We start from the raw sequence: 22,318 nt of genomic DNA, 5'->3' as shown, positions 1-22,318 counted from the left end.
CTGTTTTATAGAATCTGAGTCAGGTCGGACAGATGTTGAATGGTATACGTGATATTCAGATCCTGTTCATTCTTGATTTGTTTGGGATTGTACCAGCAGGTTGGAATTTCACATGAAGAGGCACCTTTGATGTCTGCTTCAAGACTGTCGCCAATAAAAAGAATTTCTTCTTTGGCAATCTTACTTCTGGCTAAACAGGTCTGGAAAAAACGCTGATCAGGTTTTTCATAACCGACATCATCAGATACATACAGATCAGAGAAATGTGGCAATAGACCGGCCAAGTGTAAACGTGCCTTTTGCTGAAGCAGAATGCTATTTGAGGCGGCGAAGAGTTTATATTTTTGGCTTAAATATTGAATTGCTTCTGCTGCACCCTCTTCAAGGGTATGTTCTTTGGCCAGATTGCCCTGAAAAGTATCGCGAAAATGATCATGATTAATCTCCACTTTCAAAGCAGTAAATAGTTGTTTAAAGCGGTTATTAATTACGTCCTGTACTGTAATTTCGCCTAACTTCTGTCTTTCCCATAAAAGATGGTTAATGTGTTTATAGGTGCTATAGGTCAGATCATCATGATGTAAATTAAATTCTCCGAAGGATTTTACAAATGCCGAGCGATTGGCCACGCTAAAATTCAGCAAGGTATCATCAATATCAAAGAAAATCGCCTTATACATCCTACTTTTCCTATCGGTTCATCCTAAAATCGGCATTATTTTATTATACCGATACGCCAAAATACAATGTAATGCCACATTATGGAGGTACTGCAATTAAACGGGCTAAAATAAAAAAGGAAATAGCATGGCTATTCCCTGATATTGCGGAGATAACAAAGTCTAAAAATCAAATCACGGGGTCACGACCTTAAGTGCGTCTTTGTCTTCGGTTGAATGTGTCGGTTTACGAAGTAAGATCAGTGCTGAGATGGCAGCCAATAAAATCATCGGAATACTTGAGGCAATCACCACAATTTCACTTTGCCCGGTTCCCAATAAATAGCCTGCCACTAATGGACCGGAAAAGGCACCGATCCGGCCAATCGCAACAGCAGCACCGACGCCGCTTCCCCGCATTTCTGTTGGATAATACTTGGCTGCCAAAGTATATAAAATCGACTGGCAACCAATCACAAACATACCGCATCCACTAGCGAATAAGGTAAAACTAAACGCACTATTGGAATAAGCCAGTCCGATCAGTGAAATCAGAATACCGGTATAAACACCTGCAACAATCAGGAATTTATTTAACCGGTCCAGCATAAAGCCCAAAATCAGGATGCCAATCGAACCGCCCAGATTAAAGCCAATCTGGATATAACTGGCCTGTTCTTTATTCAGACCTAAGCCTGAAATTAAAGTCGGTAACCAGTTCTGGAATAGCGCTAATACCAAAAGTGTGCCGAAGAAACTCAACCATAAACTGCACGTAATCAGTATACGGGGTTTTGCAAATAAGACCGTCACCAAACTTGGGCGTGTTGCCGGGCTGTTTGCTGTTTTATTCAGATAGGCTTTCGATTCAGGTAAAAAGAAAATCAGAACAGGGACAAGTAATAAAGGTGCGATGCCACCGAAATAAAAGATATGCCGCCATTCATGATCTGCAGTCAGAGATAAAGCCACCACAGAAGTGAGAACGCCACCAATCGGCATGCCACAATACATGGCACTGACGGCAGTCGCTTTATATTTTTCACTCACAGCTTCAGACACCATGGTAATTACAAGCGGTAATGCCCCACCCATGCCTAATCCGGTCAGAAATCTCACCAGAAGCAAACTGTTCAATTGCTGAGTAAAAGGTGTCAGTAATGACATCAGGCCAAAAATCAGAATACAGCTAATGAATACTTTCTTTCGCCCAATTGAATCGGCCAGTCTTCCTGCAAGCATGGCGCCAGGTAAAGTACCGAGCACCGCTGCACTAAACACCCAGCCCATCTCGGTACTGCTCAGTAACATTTCTGCTTTCATTCTGGGTGCGGCAACGCCCATCGACTGCAAATCAAAACCTTCGATAATGGCAAACAGAAAACAAAGTAGTAAGGTGATCACTGCTGCTTTTTTTGAGGAATGCAACGTGGCGTGCGTATCCTTGAACATGTCCATATTCCTTATGATTATTCGATTTTTTAATCTCTTGTATATTATCCTGAGTTGACATATTTTGAGAGAAAGCGAAAAAAGACTAGCAGAGCAAATAGCGTTACGCAATATGTATTAGAATTATGCAATACGTAACCTTGAGGCGGTCGAGGGTGTTTGATTGAAATATAAGACAAAGACCATAGTGTATGCGCTTTTATTGGCGCCGATTCCTTTATTAGTGTTTATGGCCTTACTGTTTATCTTGCTGAATAGTGAATTTAAACCTTATTCACTATTTATGATTTTTAGTTGGACATTTTCTGGTTTATCTCGCCTATTGCATTTTAACCGTTCCTTTCTCCTTGTTATTGTCACTCGGCTTAAACCACTATCGGTGCCTGAATTTTTTTACGATTTGTCTAAGTGCATTATTGATTGCAGCCCCTTTGTTTATTGTTCTGGAATGGAGCCATACCGGCCAACTGCCAAAACAATGGGGCGTACTTTATGATGATATCTTTGCGTTCTTTATCGCCTTGATCCCCGCAGTGTGCTACTGGTTGATATTAATTAATCTGAAACCGAATCACTCGGTAAACGAGTTGGAGCGATAAAATTGTGTCGAAGCAGTTAAATGCGGCATCCTCTGAGCCAGATGTTATTTCCTCAGGCCAGATAGAACATTTGGATAATACCCGATTAGCGACCATGATCCCTGCTCCACATCCAGATCAACACCGCAGCCATACAGGCAATTAAAGGATAGACCAGCCACGGATGTGGAATGGTCCAGAGCATCATGACTGCAGCAATGCTCATACTCACGGTTGACATGTATTTGGCTTTTTTGGGAATGCGGCGGTTGTGCTGCCATTCTTTGAGCATAGGCCCGATAAAGCGGTGATTAAGGAACCATTGATGCAGTTTTTCTGAGCCTCTGGCTGCAAAGAAAACCGCCAATAATATAAAATCAACCGTCGGCAGACCTGGAATAAAAATTCCAAGTATGCCGAGTGCAATACATAACCAGGCCAGACAGATAAAGAGTAATCGCCACCAGACTGAGCGTGCTAATTTGCTTGCCGGCTGTGAGGGTTGGGGCACAACCTTGCTATTCACATCATGATTCATGCGATCAATATTCGCCATACCTGCTCATCCTTAAGTCATCTGCTTATTTTAATTCGTCCAGCTGGTTTAAGGCCTTTCCAAAATAGCCAAATGCATCCAAAGCACCTTGCACCACGCGATCCTGTAATGCTGGGTCAAAATCCGCATCGTCGAGTGCCTGGACAAAACGTTTCCAAACCTTGGCACGTCCTTCCGGATAAGCAGCCAAATTACGGGCAGCAAAGGTTTCAGAGAAGCCTAAGCGTTTTTGCGCTTCTTTAAATAAGAAAGCGGCGCCCAAGGTTGACCCTTCCGAGACATAAATCCAGCCTAGGGCTTCAGGTAATTTGACTGCTGCACTTTGTAGCGCTTGTCCTGCCGGTTGAATACCCAAGTCCTGCAAATCTTCAAAAGCCTGTAAAGAACGACCACGAATACCGAGGTCTGGAATAAGTTCAGCCACACCTTCCTGTTCAAAAAGATGTTCAATTTCCTGCTGGAAATAGTATTGTGACAAGGTGAATTGCGCATATTTTTCCTTGTTGGCAAATACATCGGCCTTCGCCATCAGGCGATGCATCCGTTCATGCTCTGCTGCCGTTTCTTGCTTTAAACGTTGCGAAAGGCTGTTGGCGACCATTGGTTCTGTGACTGCGTTCATAATCATTCTCCTGAAGAAAGAATATTGCTCATCGGTTAACGATCCCGACTGAGTTTAAGTTGCACTGGAAAATCGACGACAATAGCCACTGCTCGGCCATTGACTGTGTAGGGTTTGAATCTGGACTGACGGGCTGCGTTTAGAACGCGCTGATCTAAACTGGTGATACCTGAACTTTGTTTTAACTGAATATCGATTGGCTGCCCGTTTTCATTGATGTGTAAACGTAACTCCACCATGCGGGTTTGTTGTCTCAGTTCCCGGTCGTCGTAGGCAAACTTGCCAAAACTGAGAACCTCGACATGACTGAGTTGCATAGGTGCATCACGTTCAACCTGGCTGTCAGGTGCCCGGCTAAGCTGCTGTTGTGGTGCAGGCGCTTTTACGCCAGCAGAGAAGTCGTGCTTTTCTCCCGCATCTGCTTGAGGTATTTGCTGATGTGAATTAACGGCAGCAGAAGATGGTTCAGGCTGTAAATGTGATTTCGCCGTTTTATTTTCTACAGTTTGAACAGCAAGCGGTTGTGTTGGTTGGGATGCGTCAGCATGTTGTTGTTTATTCAATTGTTTGTTGGACACGCTATGCGAAGTATTATGACTGACCAGAATCTTCTGCTTGTTGCTGTCCTGTTTATCTATGTGAGGACGGGTAGATTGTGGTTTTACATGTTGCGCTGCTGGTGGTTGAGCACGCGCAATTTGAGCCGATGTATGAGGAGACTCTTGTTCTGCCGGTGACAAGGAGACGAAGTGCACCTTGAGCGCATTCACTTTGGGTGAAGTTGCCAAGCTATAAGGTTCAATAAAATGGCTGAGAAACCATATGGCTAGAAGATGCAGCGCAATGACTAGCAAGCTAATGACTGATTTAGGGTATGAATGAATCAAGGCCGCTCTGGAGGCGAATGTTGAAGTCCATGCATAAGAGAGCGACTGGGATTTTGGTTTCATCACGCTCTCCTAAAAACGATGTTCCAGCTTTAAGCTGATATTGTGTTTATCGTAGGAATAGAGCCAGTCGACATTACTGTCATTATGGTTGTAGCGATAGGTCAAATTCGGCGTCATACCATAAAACTTAAACCGTGGCATTTGTACAACCAGGGTATAGTTCTGTTCAAAATCATGGCGACGTGCAGCAAAGGTCTCGACATAGCGGTCAAACTGCCGCCAGCGGTATGAGGTTAATAGCGTGGTATTTAAACCTGCTTTCCAGGATTTGCTCAGTCCTAGACGGATGCCTTGTTGCTGATAAGCCGCCATATATTTTTCCTGGGTGTCATGATCCAGTACATCCAGTCCGCTAAAAAGTGTCCATTGCTGCGGTAGAATTTTCCAGAATGTAAACATTGCCGAGCTTTCTTTACCATCTAGGTTTTTATATTTTTGATAGCCCAGATCTTTGATTTCAGCTTCAAGCTTGAAGGCTTTGTCTGGTGCTAGAAATCGCATCCATTCAGTACGTGCCCCCCATGCATTGTATAAACCATCATTGGCATAACGTTTATGTTCAAATAGCGGTGCAATGGTGATTTGATTTTTTAAATCAAAAAAACTATAGCCTGCATTGATATTCAGGGTGGATTCGTTATAGAGCGCATGATCAGCATAGGATTGACCATAGGCTAACCCGCGTAAAGAAATCCCATGATTGCCGTAGAGAGAAAAGCGTTTCATTAAACTGGCTTCATAGTCTAGACCGGTTGCTGATGTTGCTTGGGGGCTGCCACGGGTAATTTCTCGAATGGGAGTCACATTGCCCTTATCATCAATGCCATACAACGTCCATGTTTTACTTTGTTCCGAAGAACTATTCAGATTTGTGGCATAGGACGGACCAATCGCGACACTGCCTTGCCATGAATCGCGCTGATCGAGCGCTTTGACGAACAGATTAACCGTTTGCTCTACTTCTGGCGGTATCACCGCACGATCGCTTTGTCCTAACCTGCTCTGAATTGATGTAAAAAGGCGTGCTGCTTCTTTATTCTTCTGCTGTTCAAACAGCACGCGCGCTAACTCTAGTTCACAAATAAGATTATTCGGTTGTTTATTGAGACTGCTTTGAAATTTTTGCTCGGCTAATTTGAGCTGTCCCTGAGCACGTGCTAACGCACCTTCGGCAAAATCCATTAAAGCCTGATCATAGCCTTGATATTGCTGATAATGCTTTAAATAAACCGCAGCATTGCCCCACTGTTTTTGCATGACAGCCAGATACAGGGCTTTGGCCAAATCATCCTGATTTTTTTCTACTGCATAAACTTGACCATTGATACGGATACTGGGGAGTTTCCCGGTATCACGAATTGTGCCTTGTTGTTGTAGTTGATGCTGCTGTTGCAATAAATTCTGATCCAAATTTTGATTCAGGCGAAGTTGAGTATCATCATCTGCATAGAGTGATGAAGCAGCCAATAGAGTCAGATAGCACAACAATGTTCTTTTCATAAAAACCGCAAAACAAAAAATAAAATCATTAAGTCTTAAGCAAGAAAAAGGAACCTACAGTTGTAGATTCCTTTCGCTATAATTAGTTCTTCGCACCACCAAAGGCAGTGTTATAAGAAACATTGTCAAATTTCGCGATACCTGCTAATGCAGCAGCATTTGCACCAAAGAAATGACCTTGAACAGCACCAGAATCATTTAACCCAGCGGTACCATTTGCGATCGCAAATCCGCTAAATGCAGCCGAACCGGGATTAAATGTCACACCATCAAGTGTCAAGTTTGAAACGGTTGTACCTGTTCCAGTTAATGAACCTTCCAAAGTACCCGTACCAAAGTTCGCAGTGAAATTACCAGTTAACAGATTAGTTGCTGAGCCATTAATCCCTGCAACCGTATATGTCGCAGTACCTGCAGTTGGTACTGTGGTATTGGTATTGTCACCCGCGTAATAAACGGTATGGCTTGCGCTGGCAGGCGTATCACCTGCTTTCCACCATTCACCGAAATAAACTTCCTGTGTGCCGACTTGACCAAAATTAAAATTACCTAAGGCACTGTGTGAAGGTGGCATTGCTGATACTGGAATATGGGAGATATTAAATGTCTTGGTACCGACAGTAACATTGCTATTACTTGTACCTTGCGCAGCAAATGCTTGCGCTAGACCTTTGAGTGAACTAAAGCCTGTAAAAGCGTTATATGGCGCACCTGCCGCCTGCACCGAAACTGCAGCCGCACCACCTGGATGACTGGCATTTGCTGCCGCACCGACTTTGATATTTGCTTCATTACTTGAAGCACCTTCAATACCTGCATGAGCAAATACAGCAGAACATGCAACAAGACCGATGAACAGTTGAGAGATTTTCATTTATTGTTACTCCATTTTTCTAAAGCTAAGTTATTGTTTCAATGTAGATAACGATATCGTTATCTGTTTAGTTGTATGAGCAGTTGGATTTTTAACTGCTCTTGATTTTGTAAATAATAATCATTCAATCTTATTATTTACGTCTATCTAATTTCCGCTTTGAAAAGAGGAAATTAAATTCTGTGTTAAAACTTAGTTGTCCAGCTGACTTTCAGCGTACGGCCTGGTGCAGCCATTGCACTCCGAGTGAGAGGATCGATATAGAATTGGTTTGAAAGGTTATTGCCAACAAATTCAACCGTGTTATAGGTGTCGACTTGATAGCGTGCATAGGCATCAAAAATCCAGGTGTCATCCCAAGCTAGCGGTACGTTGAGGTAATAGCCTTTATTGATCCCCGCATCGTTATTTTTACGTAGTGGGCTTTCATAACCTTTGTAGAAGGTTGCACGAGCACCCAGTTCCAATCTTTCATCTAGAAAACGTGCACCGAACAAGGCATGTGCACTGAGTTCTGGTGTCGACATGGTGACGAGATAGCCATTGGGAAAACCATCATCGACACAACGTTGGTAAGCATCACGGAACTGAATCCCTTGCTCAGTTTGTACAGTGCCGCTATTAATCATCTTGTCGATGGCACTATTGGTGTCACAGACTTGATTCTTCAGGTTATAAGCCAAACTTAAATCGGTAAAGAAAGCCCCATTATCAAAACGGCTTTGCAGCTCTAAACCAGAAAGTTTTTGCTCATCCATATTGGTAAAAATTAGATTTTGATTTCGCTCAATCACGTTTTTGGTTTTGTTGTAGTAATAGGCCAGTTTAAGGTCGGCATTTCGTGCTGAACTCAACCAGTCACGCATGTCGTAGACATATCCCACTTCATAATTAAACGCATGTTCGGGTTTAATGGCCTGATAGGGCATCAGGGCGGAAAAGCCAACCGTGCTTTCAAACAGGCTGGGTAAACGGTACTCTTCTGCATAACGGACATAGAGCCGGTTATTGTCAGTTAAATGCAAGGAGGCGCCAAGCTGAGGTGCCCAGCCACTGTCTTTTACTTTTTGCGCCGTTTCAATCGGAACCTGTTCAATCACTGCCGGGCTTAGGTTGCCACTGCCGGTAATCACATATTTTTGACCTAAGGCATTCAGTCGTTCTAATACATTATCGGCCAAATTTAGCTGACCGTTGTCATCTGCTTTCCAGGTAAGCGTATTTTTCTGTGACCAGATCAGGTTATATAATGTACTTTCTGATGCAGGAACCGTTTCCAGTTTGCCATCCCAGTCTGGATTTCTGCTGGCATAACGTTGAGTGAACCGGTCCAGCATGCGTTGCTGCTGAGCGCTATAACTTTCAGGCATGGTCTGATATTCAAAACTGTATTCCTTGAGCTTGCTTTTCTTGGTAAATAACGGATTTAAGGCAGGATCAACTCCCTCTCTCAGGGATTTATTCAAGAAATCATCAAAAGCCCAGTAGGAGCGATAACGCATCCCTGCATCAAAACTTAACCATGAAGCGGGACGATAGTTAAAATTAAAATCAAAGGTTTTTTCTTCACGGCGGCCTGCACGCGGTAAGGCTTGATATAAGGAATAGCTTGGGCCATATTCACCATAAATATCATCAGAACTGAGTTTTTCTTTTAAGAAACTTCCACCCAGTGTTAAATCAAGTTGTTGGGACAATCTGGCTTTGTTGCTGATCGTGATGCCCTGACGCCGGTTATCAGAATGACTAATCGCGGTATTGATAATGCGGTTGTCTCGAAAATCAATCGTGGTTGGCCAGCCACCGCGTGTATAGGTCTGACTTTCGGTATCGGTCTGCCAGATATTGGCATAGAAATCGACCCACTGAATATTTTCGGGTTTAAATTTATATTCCAGACTATAGGCTTTAGAACGAATGTTGCTGAGTGGCCACTGCGGTACCCCAATATCAGGTGTTAGCCCCCATTCAATCCGTGACGGCATAATTTCACCAAATCTATTTTTGGTGTCTCGATAGGTCAGTTTCAGTGCCTGATCATCAGTTGGGCGATAGTTGGCTTTGAATAACCACGATTCCATTTGGCTTGAGGTGTTGGGTACTTCATCGCCCGGTTTATATGAATGTGCAAAATAAGGAATAAAATCAAGGCTATTACTCGGTTCTGCCCGTTTATAATAGCCTGCCCCATGTGTACCTGAAAAATAGTTGCCACGTTCGCGTACTGCATAAACTGCCAATAAATCAAATTTGTCCTGCTTCATTGCCAGTGCCAGTCGGCCCGCGAGATCATCGCCAGAGAAGTTAGAATTATCATTTCTGCTGCGGTTCTTTTTATAGATATCCGGATCGTACTTTTTCCCGTTTACATCGTTCCACGGCGTCGTATCATCATAATTTTTGCCGACTTTACTCATGTCTGGAAGCAGTGGGTCGATTGAGTTGTTTGAGCCTTCAACTTTGAGCTCGGCACCAAATGTTTTACCGGGGCGAACGATATCATCCGCTTCCAGGGTTTTGACCACCACACCGCCACCGACTGAGGTCGTGGTATTACGTTCTAAGGACGGGCCTTTAATTACTTCAATGCCCGCGATCAGGTTGGGATCGATATAATTTCGGTTATTTACGCCATTATAGCCACGCCATACCGCAATTGACTGTTCCGTTCCATCAATGGTCAAAGGTACCCGACCCACGCCTTGCACACCACGTACACTCGGGTCCAGTGCGCCGCTATTTCGGGCATCGCCACTATAAACACCGACCATCCCTTGTAATACATCAGCAGGATTGGTGCCTTTGAAGCGCTCAATATAGTCTTTGCCTGCATAGACTGAAGAGCGGTTGGCATCATACACCCTGTTACTGCCCTGAGTATCACGATTTTCCTGACCAAAGACTACAAGCGGAGTCAAGCGAACGGCTACTTCATCATTCTGAATCTGCTGAGAAGTTGTATTATTGATTAATGTCGTTGTGGGCGCAGCGATACGATGGGTATTTTGAGTCGTGTTAGGCGCCAGCGTATAGCCTTGGCCGACTTTCAGGGCATGAAATGTTGAAGAGGCTAAAATGTGTTGAAAGCCTTGTTCCAGTGCAAAGCTACCTTTTAAACCCGAACTGCTTTGTCCTTTTAACTGTTGCGCATCAATGGCAATTGAAGTACCGGATTGTTCTGCAAACTGGTTCAATACATTAGCCAGGGATCCTGCCGGAATATCGTAGGTCTTTATATCCGCAGTTTCCGCATAGGCGTGTTGTAAAGGCAAAGTCAAACTACCTATACACACCGTATGTATTGCAAATGCGAGTGTTGAAAATCGAAAGAAGTTCCGATTTTGCATTTTCCCTTTTCCAGTGTTGTTCATTGTACCGCCCCGGTAAATCGAAATAAGAATCATTTAACCTGTTTGAATAAAATGATCCAAATGAATTGCTTCTACTTACTATGACGAACAGCTTTGAAAAAAGTGGAACCTGAATTTAAAAAAAATTTAATTTTTTTGAAAATGAATAGATAAATGCCCGCCATATTCCGGTCATCGGGTATTTTTTGTGGTAACGACAACCAGATAAGGCGTAATTTGATACATCTCTATCTCTGGAAAAACGCTTGCCAATAATTTGAGTGAATCCTGGGTCTGGTCCAAAGGCAAAACGGCATTGACTTGAATCTTATGTAATGCCGCTGAGTTAAATAGGATTTTGCCCTTATAGTTTTGATCCAGTTGTTTTAACACCTGATCAAGCGGCAAATTTTCTACCATCAGCTGATGTTTCTGCCACTTTTGTTGTTCATTATAAATATTGACTGTGGACAGTGCTTGTATGCCGTGCTGATTCAGACTTACAGCCTGCCCTGCGTTGATAATGACAGAGGGTTGGGAATATGCATTGGCCGCATGTACCCGTACCCGGGAATGTAACATTTTTAACTGCGTCGCTTCAGTTGAGTAGTCCACGCTGAACGCCGTACCTAGCGCCTGAATCTGGCCATGCGGCGTTTTGACAATCAATGGCCGGTGCGCATCTTTGGCTACATCGATATAGATCTGCCCTTGTACTAATTCGATCACACGTTGCTTGCCCTGAAAATTGACGTTGACGGCGCTCTTTCCACGTAAAATCAGACGAGAACCATCTGTCAGGGTTTGATCCGTCCATTGGGCCGTATTCCCTTGAATATCTGCCGTCAAATAAGCCACAGAATAATTCGTTAAAAATAATATTCCGCAACTGAATGCAAATAAGGCAAGCGAAAAAGCACTTCCTGCACGCAGGTATTTATAGGTTTTGCTAGAGCCCAACCCCGCCTTAAGCGCAGATTTCACCAGCTTTTTATCAGGCGTGGCTTGAGATACGATCTGAATCGAATAGATGCATTGCTCAATATCTGCGGCTATTTTCTGATGATGCTGACTGCGCTGTTTCCATTGGTTAAACTTCAATTGAGCATGATGGCGTGTCGATTCGTCATCTGAGCTGAGTTGCACAATCCATAGTGCCGCTTCTTCTACCAGTTGACGCTGATCAGGTTGATCTATCGCCATTTATACCGCATCCATAAGCAGTCGTGTCTGATAGCACTGGACCAGACAGCTTGCCAGATACTTTTGGATCATTTTGCTTGATACACCCAGTTGCTGTGCGGTTTCTTTATGGGTGTAGCCTTCCAGATAGTGCAGAATAAACGCCTGCTGGGCTTTGGCAGACACTCCTTCCAGTGCCTTGCACAGTTGTTCAAGCGCCTGAATAATCTGCATCTGGTCTTCTGGTGAAGCAACGGCGTCCAGCATGTATTCCATCTGGCTTAAACCATCCAGATATGCTTGCTCGATGCGCTTGCGGCGAACCTGATCAATCAGTAAGTTCTTGGCAATAGAGGTCAGATAGGCACGCGGTTCTTTGATCCCTAAAAGTTCATCACGGGTCTGTAGAAGTTTAATAAATGTATCCTGAACCAGATCAGCCGCTTGTTCGGTATTGCCCAGTTTTTGCCTCAACCATTGGTGAAGCCAGCCACGATGGTTTTTATATAATTCATCTATAAGCAGCGGGGTTCTGTTCACAATGATCCGACTCAAACAATGTATACTTAAATGATAATAATTATCATTAACAAAAGTCAAGATGGATTGATGCTTTCTCTGATTTTTATGTTAACTAATTGATATGTTGATGGAAATATTAACGAAAACTAAAATTACTAGTGAATTTTAAAAAAGTAAAAATCTTGTCTATTGGTTAATTAATAGTTTTAAGCCAGCAACCACTTCATCTGATTTATACAGCGCCACATGCTGGTTGAAGCGCTGTACGGTTGAGTGATGCATTCAGCTTTAATGAGTGTAGTCTACAGAGACGGTTAAAATTTCTGGGAAATACTGAATTTATAATCCCGGCCTGTGCCAGTCATATATTCACCCAGATACATCTTGTAGTCTCGATTAAACAGGTTATCAATCGACATATTTAAGGTAGGCCCTTTCTGCCCTACAGGTTGCCAGTCCACATAGACACCATGCAATGAATAACCCTTGGTTTTCGGCAGCGAAAATGAAGAGGCAGCGATAGATTTGTCATTGTCCGAAAGACTACGGTCTTGTGCCGCCACAAAAATCCCGCGCCAGCCCATTGTCAGGTGATGTTCAGGTACATTCACGCCCAAAGTTGCTGTGGCTTTTCTCGGTGGAATATCGGTCATCCAGGTTTTCTGGTCAAACCATGGGTTGACTGGGGAGTTATCCCTTTGTCCACGAATATAAGAATAGGTTAATCCGGTAAACCACATGGGCTGGTTATAGAAAATCTCGGCTTCATAGGCTTTGATCGTATAATCATTCACATTACGATAAAAACCATGAGGATATTTTCCATTGCAGTCATTGATGCTGCCATTGCCGCCGTTGGCATTGTTTTCAGCTTGTGCTTTGCAGAAGGTGGAACGGTTACGGAAGATTTCATCCGATCCACGATTACGATGATAGGTCAGGCGAAGTTGTAAATGGTCATCTTCGGCGAATACATCATCGAAGTTCATTTCATTGCCTAAGCGAAGCGCGAACATTTTTTCAGGCAATAAATAACGACTGGTTGAAGGTACAGATGTGATCGCGGATTGCACATAATATTGTTCATCGACACGGGGCGCACGCCAGGTTTTACTGATATTGGCAAACCAGGTTAGATAATCGGCCTGCTTCCAAGCCAGTGCTAAACGCGGCGACCAGCCAGTGTAGGTTTTGCTTGAATAATCATGTCCCGCTTTAGGGTCGTTATAGCGTGACGCACGGTTTGGTTTACCCGTGTTGGTAATGTGATCGTAGCGAATAGAAGGCGTAATGGTGAAATCATTGATCTGATATTGGTCCTCTACAAAGGCACTCAGCATCTGCTGATCCCCTGCCGGCATATAATTTGGCTCATAATAACCAAAATTATAATCTGGCTTTTTCGAGTTGGTTTTATCGTAAATCAGGGAGTTCTGTTCCATTTTCTGATATTGTGCACCGACTTTTAATTTATGTGTGCCATAGTCAGTATCAAAATCACTGAGGTTACTGAGCTTAAGGGCCGTGTTGGTATAAGTGACCCAGCTTTCATTGCCCAAGGTTGCAGCTGATCCATTCACACTTGGTAAGCGCTGGTCATGTTGATCTGTCTTGGAATACGAAGCCGTGGCTTTAAAGTTTACATAAGGATTGGATGCCGGATTGAACTCATATCCGATGGAATAGCTGCTATCTTTCTGGTCACGATAAACCAGACGGCGTTTCCATGCCTCTTCATAGCCATATTTCTTAATATCGGCTTCGGTTGGTACTGCATCCTGATCACGCATGGCAGCAAAAGGTTCCCAGCCATCATGCCCACTTTGCATGGCATTGAAAGTGATTTTCTGACTGTCGGCTGGATGGAAATTCAGCTTGGCCAGATAGGTGTTTTGTTCTTGGGCGGAGTATAAAAATTTTGTGCCGTCTGGGCGGGTCACATTGCCACTATCACGATTGGTGTAATAAAACATGCCATCGACCAGGCCATTGTTGCTTTGAGCATAAACCGCACCGGTATAAGTATTTTGCTGGTTATTGGAAAAACGTGAATACTTTAAAAATGCACCGACCTGCTGATCATCTTCAAGTAAATCCGTTGCATCTTTGGTTTCCAGTGTTACTTTACCGCCAAAACCACCATTACCGACTTCAACATTATGCGGCCCTTTATCGACCGTAATTTTCTTTAAAATTTCGGGTTCAATAAACACTGAGCCCTGCCGATATTTATCAAAACTTTTAACCGAGTCATCCAGGGTAATCGGTACATCCTCGACACCGCCCATCCCTAAAATATTAATGGTCTGCCCACCTGGTCTTGGAGAACCCGCAGATCCTACACTGGGCATATGATCCAGCAATTGTGCGACATTATTGGCTTGATAACGGTCAATGGCTTTCTGGTTCAATACGCTCTGACCAAACTGGATGGTATCGTCTTTTTCGGCCTGTACCACGATCGGTGTCATCTGATAAATCTGGTTCTGGGCATTACTTTGGGCCGAACTCTGAAGTGATTTATTTGATAATGACGTTGTGCTTTCGACATGGCCTAACGGCTGCACTGCAACGCTTTGGCCCGCATTTAAATTCATGGATAACGCTATCGCAGTTGCCAACAACAACGGTTTACAGATCATACCCTGTGTAAGTGGCTGATTCAGAGGTGATTCACCAAGAATTGCACTGTGTTTCTTGGTGAAATTAAGGGAGTGTGTCATTCAATTAAAAAAATGTTGCTTAATTGATAATAATTATCGTTTACATTTGCGGTTTTGTAAACAAAATCATGTTATTTTTCTATCAATTAAGCTGTTTATCCGCTCATTTAAGCTTTTTCTAATGCTTCAATGATGGCTAAAGCAGTCACACGTGCTGAAAAAGGATTCTGCCCCGTAATCAGTTTGCCATCCTGAACCACATTTGGCATAAACGGAATCAGTTTCTTTTCATATTTCGCGCCACGTTGTTTAGCAAGTTGTTCGGCATTATAGGGCACTTTTTTCGCCACCCCTGCCAGTACTTCTTCACACCAAGCAAAACCGGTCAGTTTTTTATCGGCAATCAGATATTGTCCATTTGCAAGCTGAACATTGAGCAATCCACAATAACCATGACAGACACTGGCAACGATGCCACCATGCTCATAAATATTGCTGGTGATCTGTTGCAGTTCAGGATTGTCTAAAAAATCCCACATCACGCCGTGCCCACCGGTGTAATAGATCACATCGTAATCTTGCCAGTTGATCTCGGCAGGTTTTTTGGTGGTTTCCAGCAACTGCATAAAGGCAGGATCATTTTTGCGCTTTAAAACAGATGCATCAGCAACGAAACGCTCCAGTGATTTGGGTTCAATTGGAGAATGACCTCCCAAAGGGCTTACAATATCCTGAATATAACCCTGTTTTTCAAATTCATCGTAGGCATGGGTCAACTCCCCGAGCCATAAACCTGTGGGACGATCAACTGCTTCATATTGAGCAATATTGGTCACCACATGCAGGATACGTTTAGACATTTTTCACCTCAGCTTTTACATTATTTTTAGTCTTGCTTTTAACCCACTATAAGTCTAAAGTTAGCTTTAATGTCAAGAGGAAATCAGTAATGAATATTAGCGAATTATCAAAACAAAGCGGTTTAAGTACGCCTACGATTCGTTATTATGAACAGATCAAACTGTTACCCAAGGCTAAACGTAAATCTAATGGCTATCGGGAATATAGTGAAAATGATCTGAAACAATTATTCCTAATCCAGCAAGCACAACAGGTTGGCTTTTCCCTGACAGAGATCAAGGCTTTTTTACCGTCGAATGTGACGACTTGGGATCACGATATCTTGATCGGTTTGCTGGAAAGTAAAATTAAGGATATTGAAGAATTAGAACAGAAACTGGCCATGAGTAAACTCAATCTTCATATGATGATTACGGCGATTAATAACAAGCCGGATGAAATTACCTGTGAAGAAAATGCACAGCGCCTGCTCAATCTTTATTATACCGCTGATAAAGCTGAAAAATAATAATAATCTTTTCTAATGGTTTTCCGCTGAGCAACGGATAGGAAGCTATTGACCTTAAAGCCTACTTTAAGCATAGGATGATTGACAGGTGATTGATGAGGAACCTGTCATGTTGCAACGTTGGAATCTTCAAAAGTGGTGGATCAGCCTATTTATGCTGGTCTTTTCGGTTAACCCCGTCTTTGCTGCTGAATCTGGGCAAAATGTACACGCCCCGTCCTTAGGCAAAATTCTGGTGGTCATGACCAACCACTCAGCTTACCCCACCCGTTCAGACCATACTGGCTTATGGCTAACCGAACTTACCCACTTTTATGACATTGCCCAAGCCGCTGGTTATGACATGGATTTTGTCAGTCCGCAAGGTGGTGCAGTTCCACTGGATGAGCGTAGCTTAAAACCAATTTATCTGGATAAATCTGCCAAAGCTCATTTAGCCGATCCTAAGTTTATGCAACGTTTAAACACCACGCTTGCCCCGAAAGCGATTGATCCATCCCGCTATAAGGCCATTTATTATACTGGTGGTCACGGCACCATGTGGGATTTTCCAAACAATGAGGACCTGAAAAAGATCAGTGAGCAGATTTACCAGCAAGGTGGTGTGGTATCCGCAGTTTGTCACGGTGTGGGAGGTTTATTGTCACTTCAAGACAATCAGGGCAAAGCATTGATCGCAGGTCGAACTGTAACAGGATTTGCCAATATTGAGGAAACACTCTCAGGCATTAAATCGCAAGTCCCTTTTTCATTGCAAGATGGACTGGTACAACGCGGCGCACATTATAAGCGTGCGTGGGTGCCATTTACGTCTTATGTGGTTGTGGATGACCGCATCATTACAGGACAAAATCCGCAGTCGAGTAAGGAAATTGCAGAAGCTGTGGTCAAACGTCTCGCTACTTTAAAATAAAATATCGCTTGAAAAGCCAGATTCTTGAATCTGGCTTTTTAACATCCCCTCCCTTGTTCAGTGAACTAATATCTCCCTACTGATCCATTCTTCCCGTGCATGGCTTGCATAAAATCCTGCAAAAATGCTTGACCTTAAAGTGAACTTTAATCTTAGCATTTCAAATACGAACTGGAGGAATCTCATGAATTTTAATCATCGTTATTTAAATCGCTCTATCCCAGCGATAGCCGCAAGTGTGTTACTCAGCACTGCAACTTATGCCATTGAGCCGAAGCAACCTGCCAATACCTCACAGAACACAGCGCAAACCACAGTGGTCGAATTTGGTCCGTACAAAGTCAATGTCCCTAAAGGTGGTTATTACGATCGTTTTCGCATGAATCCGGATCTAGATGAAGTGGCGAAAGACCCGGCAGCAGGAAATATTGATTATTTCCGTACTATTCCTAAAAAGCTGGTGGAAACACGTGTGGGGAAAGTATGGTCACCGAATTTTTACTATCGGACCAGTAATGTGCAATTGTTGATGCTTGCCCCAATCGCAAAACTCAAAGCCAAGCTTCCTGCACCCCTTGAACCTTTACAGCCTTTTCCTGGCTATGGTCTGGTTTCACTGACCTTCTTTTCTTATGCTGTGGGTGATGTTGATCCATACGATGAAGTTTCAGTTGCCATTGTGGTTCGTCAGCCTGGTGCCCATCATTTCAATAGCACCGAACTATTGAGCTCAATGCGCAGCCATAAATACTATGGTCATGTACTGGCTTTACCTGTCGATACGGAAATAGCCCGTGTCCGTGGTGTCTATGGCTACCAGTTGCCCAAATGGCTGACACCGATTGACCTGAATATTGGCAGTCAAACACTGAAAGCCCAGATTTTTAATACCGATGGCACCCCAGATCTAAGCCTCAGCGCAGCTTTGCCAAAAATTAAAACAGTAAAGCCACAGTCAAGAATTGAAACCAAGACCATGTATCAACTGGTTGACGGGAAATGGCACAGCACTTCAGTAGAATCAAATACACTGGCATTTGGACAAAAGTTATTTCCAAAGGATGTGCAACTGGTGCGCAGCGGCGGCCCACTGACGAAACTTCTGGATGATTTAGGTACAGCGAAGATTTTACGTCTGGATGTGGTGAAAGATGCCCAATTGGCACTGAATATGCCAGTTGCTTATCCTGCACTGGATCAAGCCAGTCAGCATAAAAAGTAAATGTAATGCCTGATCAGCACCCGCTTTCAAGCTGAAAGTGGGTGTTTTTTTATTTGAGTTAAGCTAGTTATGGTTCTAAGCAGAAAACAAACTTGAGAATTACCATTTTAATCCATGATTTTTCTTTAGTTTTAAGTCAAGCGAATCATCTTATTCACGACAGCATAGGGTTGTAACGCATTTGCTTTTCTCATTATCTGCTTATATGTTGCAAAAAGAACCATAATTAAAAAAAAGCCAATGGCAGAGGACTGTCATTGGCTTCAGCTTAAGGATACACACGATAACAACATGTATAAGCCGTATCTTTTAACAGGCTGTGCTGTAGTGACGCATCCGGTTTTTATAGAGACGGGTGCGGCGTGCCATTGCAGCTTGTTGCAGAATCAGTGCCCATGCTGGAGAAACTTTAGGATTCGGGCGTTTTCCAAGGCTGAGTTTACGCAACTGAAATTTTACTGTAGCCATATTGGCCAAAGACGCCAGCGTTTTGTTTTTCCAGTGGATAGGCTTTAATTCAGGTGCCGTGTTCTGCCCTTGCTGCCATTGATGAGGAAGATTCGGCTCGATGGCCAAAGCAGTGGCAATCCCGACCATATCCACGCCGCTTTCAATCACCTGTTCCGCCACCTGTATACGGCGAATTCCACCCGTGACCATCACGGGCATCTTGGCGACCTTACGAATCTCCTGTGCAAATTCCAGAAAATAGGCTTCGCGGGCCAACGTGCGGCCATCGCGTGCCTGACCTTGCATGGCTGGTGCTTCATAGCTACCACCAGACAACTCGACCAGATCTACAGCCAATCCATTTAGCATCTGCACCACTTGCTGCGCATCTTCGGCACTAAAACCACCACGCTGGAAATCTGCCGAATTGAGTTTTACTGCAACAGTAAAGGTATCAGCAACCACAGCGCGTACTGCTTTGACGATCTCGATCAGAATGCGCGATCGATTTTCCAGAGAACCACCCCATTGATCCTGACGTTTATTGCTGAGTGGTGAAAGGAATTGGCTGAGCAGATAACCATGCGCTGCGTGGATTTCAACACCGGTAAAGCCGGCTTTTTCACCCAGACGTGCGGTATTGGCAAAGCGGTCAATCACTTCCTGAATCATGGCCTGATTCATTTCAATCGGTGTATTAAAACGATCTGACATTTTGCCCAGATCTAATGCAACCGCCGAAGGTGCCCAAGTCTCTTGACCTAAATTGGATTGCATCTGACGCCCCGGATGATTGATCTGCAACCACACTTGTGCGCCTTTAGAACGACCGATTTGTGCCCAGCGTTTAAAGCTTTCCAGATGCTGTTGATCTTCCAGCACCACACCGCCAGGTCCGGTCATGGCACGGCGATCGACCATCACATTACCGGTAATGATTAAACCAACGCCGCCATCCGCCCAGGCCTGATATAAACGCATCAGTTCTTCCGACGGTGCATGATTTAAGTCTGCCATATTTTCTTCCATAGCAGCTTTGGCAATGCGGTTAGGGATCTCGGAACCATTCGGGAAAACCAGTTTTTCAAATACTTTCATTATTGTGACCTCATTGAGTATGGATTTACTTTAAGATTAAAGCTCACTTTAATGTCAATAGGTTTATCAAATGGAATAAGATATTTTTTATAAATATTTTTAGATTCAGTTGCTTAGATCATAAAAAATAGAGGCACGTAGGCCTCTATTTTAATTGGGTTGAGTAAAATGGATTATTGACGGATAAATGCCAGTAAATCAGGATTAATCACATCCGCATTTACGGTGAGCATACCGTGTGAAAAACCTTTATAAGTCTTCAAAGTCCCGTTTTGTACCAATTTGGCTGATAAAACACCCGAATTTTCATAAGGTACAACCTGATCATCATTGCCATGCATCACCAGTACGGGCACTGAAATCTTTTTCAGATCTTCTGTAAAATCGGTCTGGGAAAAAGCCACAATGCCATCATAATGTGCTTTGGCACCGCCCATCATGCCTTGGCGCCACCAGTTCCAGATCACAGGCTCAGATGGTTTGGCATCAGGGCGATTAAAACCATAGAAAGGACCAGCAGGCAAATCGTAATAAAATTGCGATCTATTCTTGAATAACTGGTTTTGCAGGTCATCAAATACTTCTTTCGGTAAGCCGTCAGGATTATTCGGCGTTTTCACCATAATCGGTGGCACGGCACTGACCAGCACGGCTTTGGCAACATTTTCTTCGCCATGACGCGCGATATAATGCGCTACTTCCCCACCTCCGGTGGAATGTCCGATATGAATGGCATTCTTGATGCCAAGATGTTGCACGACCGCAGCCACATCATCGGCATAATGATCCATATCATGTCCATCCCAAACCTGGCTGGAACGACCATGCCCACGACGATCATGTGCGACGACACGGAAACCTTCGTTTAAGAAAAACAGTAACTGGGCATCCCAATCATCTGAGCTCAGTGGCCAGCCATGATGGAAAAAGAGGACCTGTGCATCGCGTGGACCCCAATCCTTATAAAAAATTTCTACACCATCTTTTGTCGTAACGTACGCCATCTTTGTTTCTCCTGTGTAAGATTTACACTGTCGAGTCATGATCTATGTTGTAATTCATGTCAGTAAAATCACATTATTTTTAAGACTATCTGTATGGATAGCCACTCTATACTAAGATTAAAGTTCACTTTAAGGTCAATGGTTTTAGTCCCATTCTGATAATAAAAATGTAATTTTACAATTTAGAAATAAAAGACAAAATCGAAGATGAGCTATTGAAATTCAATGTTTTATTAGAAATTAAAAAATATTTATCTGCCTATTCTGTTTACATACATCTAACGAATACAGCGTCTGTTTTTCGAAACAGAAATTTTAGGGCTTGACTTTAAAGTTAGCTTTAATCTTATAGTGATCTCAGTTGAAAAGTGCTTTGGGTTGCATACAGGCATTTTGAATGACTCGATCAATCAAAGGTTAACCAATATGAACAGTGATAAACAGTTTACTGAAGTTGAGTTTGGCACACATAGGATAAGCGTTCCTAAAGGGGGCTATTATGACCGTTTTAGGATGAACCCGAACCTTGATGAAGTTACTCAGGATCCTGCTGCCGGGAATATCGATTTTTTCCGCAAGATTCCAAAGAAGCTCGTCGAATCGAGAGTGGGGCCGGTCTGGGCACCGAATTTTTATTATCGTAGCAGCAACGTGCAGGTTCTCATGCTTGCACCACTGAAGCAACTCAAAAAACAGCTACCCGCTCCTTTGGAACCTTTACATGCCTTGCCAGGTTATGGATTGGTCGCACTCACCTTCTTCCATTATTCTGTTTGCGATAACGATCCTTATAACGAAGTTTCAGTTGCAATTGTGGTGCGTAAACCCAATGCACATGGGCCACATATTCTGGAGTTAGCAAACTCGATCCGTCAACGTCATTTCTATGCCCATGTATTGGCCCTGCCTGTTGATACCGAAATCGCCCGCGTGCGTGGTGTCTATGGCTATCAACTGCCGAAATGGCGCACCGAGATTAATGTCGAGATCGGTCCCGAGCAAATTAATGCCAATCTGACCGACACTCACGGTAAGGTTGATCTCAGCCTGACTGCGGTGACACCGCCTTTAAAACGGGTGAAATCTGAATCCCGGATGACTGAAGCGACCATGCTACATCAGGTTGATGGCAAATGGCATCAGACACTGGTGCAATCCAATCCCCTTTCATTGGCACAGCAGTTATTACCAGAAAAAGTCGAACTGATTCGTCATGGTGGACCTTTAAGCCAGTTACTGGATCAGCTGGGTGCCTCCAAGATTCTTCGTCTGGATGTGGTTGAGGATGCCCAGGTGGTACTGAATTTGCCAAAACCGCTTTAAATTTCAAACAACTTAAAAATCAAGGAAAATA

The 22,318-nt window shown here is 43.5% G+C and carries 18 protein-coding genes and 1 pseudogene; 5 read left to right on the top strand and 14 right to left on the bottom strand.

Annotation, left to right across the window (positions count from 1 at the left end; genetic code table 11):
* Positions 1-5: 5 nt before the first annotated feature.
* Together IEV39_RS05275 and mhpT are read right to left on the bottom strand one after the other, a co-directional pair.
* Complete coding sequence (locus tag IEV39_RS05275; RefSeq protein ID WP_005285864.1) at positions 6-680, bottom strand: YjjG family noncanonical pyrimidine nucleotidase; 675 nt, start codon at positions 678-680, stop codon at positions 6-8.
* Between the two features lie 174 nt (positions 681-854).
* Positions 855-2,111, bottom strand: coding sequence for a 3-(3-hydroxy-phenyl)propionate transporter MhpT (mhpT, locus tag IEV39_RS05270; RefSeq protein ID WP_005285866.1), 1,257 nt, complete (start codon positions 2,109-2,111; stop codon positions 855-857).
* 163 nt (positions 2,112-2,274) lie between these two features.
* On the opposite strand from mhpT, the pseudogene IEV39_RS05265 reads away from it, so the two are divergent.
* Positions 2,275-2,710 (top strand): annotated as a pseudogene (locus tag IEV39_RS05265) (hypothetical protein).
* Between the two features lie 85 nt (positions 2,711-2,795).
* Here the strand turns inward: IEV39_RS05265 and IEV39_RS05260 are convergent.
* From IEV39_RS05260 to IEV39_RS05215, 10 genes are all read right to left on the bottom strand, one after another.
* Positions 2,796-3,245 carry a YbaN family protein gene (locus IEV39_RS05260; protein WP_005285868.1) on the bottom strand — a complete coding sequence of 150 codons (450 nt, stop codon included), beginning with the start codon at positions 3,243-3,245 and terminating at the stop codon, positions 2,796-2,798.
* Positions 3,246-3,270: 25 nt separating this feature from the next.
* Positions 3,271-3,870, bottom strand: a complete 600-nt coding sequence (locus IEV39_RS05255) for a biliverdin-producing heme oxygenase (RefSeq protein ID WP_171067892.1) — start codon at positions 3,868-3,870, stop codon at positions 3,271-3,273.
* Between the two features lie 32 nt (positions 3,871-3,902).
* Positions 3,903-4,817, bottom strand: a complete 915-nt coding sequence (locus tag IEV39_RS05250; RefSeq protein WP_005285875.1) for an energy transducer TonB — start codon at positions 4,815-4,817, stop codon at positions 3,903-3,905.
* Positions 4,818-4,826: 9 nt separating this feature from the next.
* Positions 4,827-6,317, bottom strand: a complete 1,491-nt coding sequence (gene hsmA / locus IEV39_RS05245) for a hemophilin secretion modulator (protein WP_005285876.1) — start codon at positions 6,315-6,317, stop codon at positions 4,827-4,829.
* An 82-nt stretch (positions 6,318-6,399) separates the two neighbouring features.
* Positions 6,400-7,191 (bottom strand): Slam-dependent surface lipoprotein, encoded by a 792-nt coding sequence (locus IEV39_RS05240; RefSeq protein WP_005285878.1) that lies wholly within the window; start codon positions 7,189-7,191, stop codon positions 6,400-6,402.
* Positions 7,192-7,376: 185 nt separating this feature from the next.
* Positions 7,377-10,538: a hemophilin receptor HphR gene (gene hphR / locus IEV39_RS05235; RefSeq protein WP_276530027.1), complete on the bottom strand. Its 3,162-nt coding sequence runs from the start codon at positions 10,536-10,538 to the stop codon at positions 7,377-7,379.
* 195 nt (positions 10,539-10,733) lie between these two features.
* Positions 10,734-11,744 carry a FecR family protein gene (locus IEV39_RS05230; RefSeq protein ID WP_005285882.1) on the bottom strand — a complete coding sequence of 337 codons (1,011 nt, stop codon included), beginning with the start codon at positions 11,742-11,744 and terminating at the stop codon, positions 10,734-10,736.
* Positions 11,745-12,263 (bottom strand): sigma-70 family RNA polymerase sigma factor, encoded by a 519-nt coding sequence (locus tag IEV39_RS05225; RefSeq protein ID WP_005285884.1) that lies wholly within the window; start codon positions 12,261-12,263, stop codon positions 11,745-11,747. It lies immediately after the preceding gene.
* 296 nt (positions 12,264-12,559) lie between these two features.
* Entirely contained in the window at positions 12,560-14,968 is a 2,409-nt protein-coding gene (locus IEV39_RS05220) for a TonB-dependent hemoglobin/transferrin/lactoferrin family receptor (protein ID WP_005285886.1), read from the bottom strand.
* Between the two features lie 107 nt (positions 14,969-15,075).
* Complete coding sequence (locus IEV39_RS05215) at positions 15,076-15,768, bottom strand: type 1 glutamine amidotransferase domain-containing protein (RefSeq protein WP_005285889.1); 693 nt, start codon at positions 15,766-15,768, stop codon at positions 15,076-15,078.
* Positions 15,769-15,857: 89 nt separating this feature from the next.
* Here IEV39_RS05215 and IEV39_RS05210 point away from each other — a divergent pair, with 89 nt between their 5' ends.
* The 3 genes from IEV39_RS05210 to IEV39_RS05200 all read left to right on the top strand — a co-directional run bounded on the left by IEV39_RS05210 (position 15,858) and on the right by IEV39_RS05200 (position 18,412).
* Positions 15,858-16,277, top strand: a complete 420-nt coding sequence (locus IEV39_RS05210; RefSeq protein WP_005285892.1) for a MerR family transcriptional regulator — start codon at positions 15,858-15,860, stop codon at positions 16,275-16,277.
* 109 nt (positions 16,278-16,386) lie between these two features.
* The gene (locus tag IEV39_RS05205) at positions 16,387-17,190 is read left to right on the top strand and encodes a type 1 glutamine amidotransferase domain-containing protein (RefSeq protein ID WP_005285894.1); all 804 of its coding nucleotides are present in this window, start codon (positions 16,387-16,389) and stop codon (positions 17,188-17,190) included.
* A 184-nt stretch (positions 17,191-17,374) separates the two neighbouring features.
* Entirely contained in the window at positions 17,375-18,412 is a 1,038-nt protein-coding gene (locus tag IEV39_RS05200; RefSeq protein ID WP_005285896.1) for a hypothetical protein, read from the top strand.
* Positions 18,413-18,721: 309 nt separating this feature from the next.
* Here IEV39_RS05200 and IEV39_RS05195 read toward each other — a convergent pair whose 3' ends face one another.
* Together IEV39_RS05195 and IEV39_RS05190 are read right to left on the bottom strand one after the other, a co-directional pair.
* Positions 18,722-19,960 carry an NADH:flavin oxidoreductase/NADH oxidase family protein gene (locus tag IEV39_RS05195; protein ID WP_005285897.1) on the bottom strand — a complete coding sequence of 413 codons (1,239 nt, stop codon included), beginning with the start codon at positions 19,958-19,960 and terminating at the stop codon, positions 18,722-18,724.
* A 173-nt stretch (positions 19,961-20,133) separates the two neighbouring features.
* A complete protein-coding gene (locus IEV39_RS05190; RefSeq protein WP_005285899.1) occupies positions 20,134-20,964 on the bottom strand; it encodes an alpha/beta fold hydrolase in 831 nt (276 codons plus the stop codon).
* 426 nt (positions 20,965-21,390) lie between these two features.
* Between IEV39_RS05190 and IEV39_RS05185 the strand changes: the two genes are divergently transcribed.
* Entirely contained in the window at positions 21,391-22,287 is an 897-nt protein-coding gene (locus IEV39_RS05185) for a hypothetical protein (RefSeq protein WP_005285901.1), read from the top strand.
* Positions 22,288-22,318: the final 31 nt, after the last annotated feature.

The organism is Acinetobacter courvalinii, assembly GCF_014635545.1.
GTDB lineage: Bacteria > Pseudomonadota > Gammaproteobacteria > Pseudomonadales > Moraxellaceae > Acinetobacter > Acinetobacter courvalinii.
The sequence above is the reverse complement of the archived record's forward strand: the minus strand, read 5'-3'. Positions and strand labels throughout refer to the sequence as shown.

Coding starts and splice junctions, on each gene's coding strand:
- IEV39_RS05275 (WP_005285864.1), bottom strand. CDS start 680: ATGTATAAGGCGATTTTCTTTGATATTGATGATACCTTGCTGAATTTT.
- mhpT (WP_005285866.1), bottom strand. CDS start 2,111: ATGTTCAAGGATACGCACGCCACGTTGCATTCCTCAAAAAAAGCAGCA.
- IEV39_RS05260 (WP_005285868.1), bottom strand. CDS start 3,245: ATGGCGAATATTGATCGCATGAATCATGATGTGAATAGCAAGGTTGTG.
- IEV39_RS05250 (WP_005285875.1), bottom strand. CDS start 4,817: ATGAAACCAAAATCCCAGTCGCTCTCTTATGCATGGACTTCAACATTC.
- hsmA (WP_005285876.1), bottom strand. CDS start 6,317: ATGAAAAGAACATTGTTGTGCTATCTGACTCTATTGGCTGCTTCATCA.
- IEV39_RS05240 (WP_005285878.1), bottom strand. CDS start 7,191: ATGAAAATCTCTCAACTGTTCATCGGTCTTGTTGCATGTTCTGCTGTA.
- hphR (WP_276530027.1), bottom strand. CDS start 10,538: ATGCAAAATCGGAACTTCTTTCGATTTTCAACACTCGCATTTGCAATA.
- IEV39_RS05230 (WP_005285882.1), bottom strand. CDS start 11,744: ATGGCGATAGATCAACCTGATCAGCGTCAACTGGTAGAAGAAGCGGCA.
- IEV39_RS05220 (WP_005285886.1), bottom strand. CDS start 14,968: ATGACACACTCCCTTAATTTCACCAAGAAACACAGTGCAATTCTTGGT.
- IEV39_RS05215 (WP_005285889.1), bottom strand. CDS start 15,768: ATGTCTAAACGTATCCTGCATGTGGTGACCAATATTGCTCAATATGAA.
- IEV39_RS05210 (WP_005285892.1), top strand. CDS start 15,858: ATGAATATTAGCGAATTATCAAAACAAAGCGGTTTAAGTACGCCTACG.
- IEV39_RS05205 (WP_005285894.1), top strand. CDS start 16,387: ATGTTGCAACGTTGGAATCTTCAAAAGTGGTGGATCAGCCTATTTATG.
- IEV39_RS05200 (WP_005285896.1), top strand. CDS start 17,375: ATGAATTTTAATCATCGTTATTTAAATCGCTCTATCCCAGCGATAGCC.
- IEV39_RS05195 (WP_005285897.1), bottom strand. CDS start 19,960: ATGAAAGTATTTGAAAAACTGGTTTTCCCGAATGGTTCCGAGATCCCT.
- IEV39_RS05190 (WP_005285899.1), bottom strand. CDS start 20,964: ATGGCGTACGTTACGACAAAAGATGGTGTAGAAATTTTTTATAAGGAT.
- IEV39_RS05185 (WP_005285901.1), top strand. CDS start 21,391: ATGAACAGTGATAAACAGTTTACTGAAGTTGAGTTTGGCACACATAGG.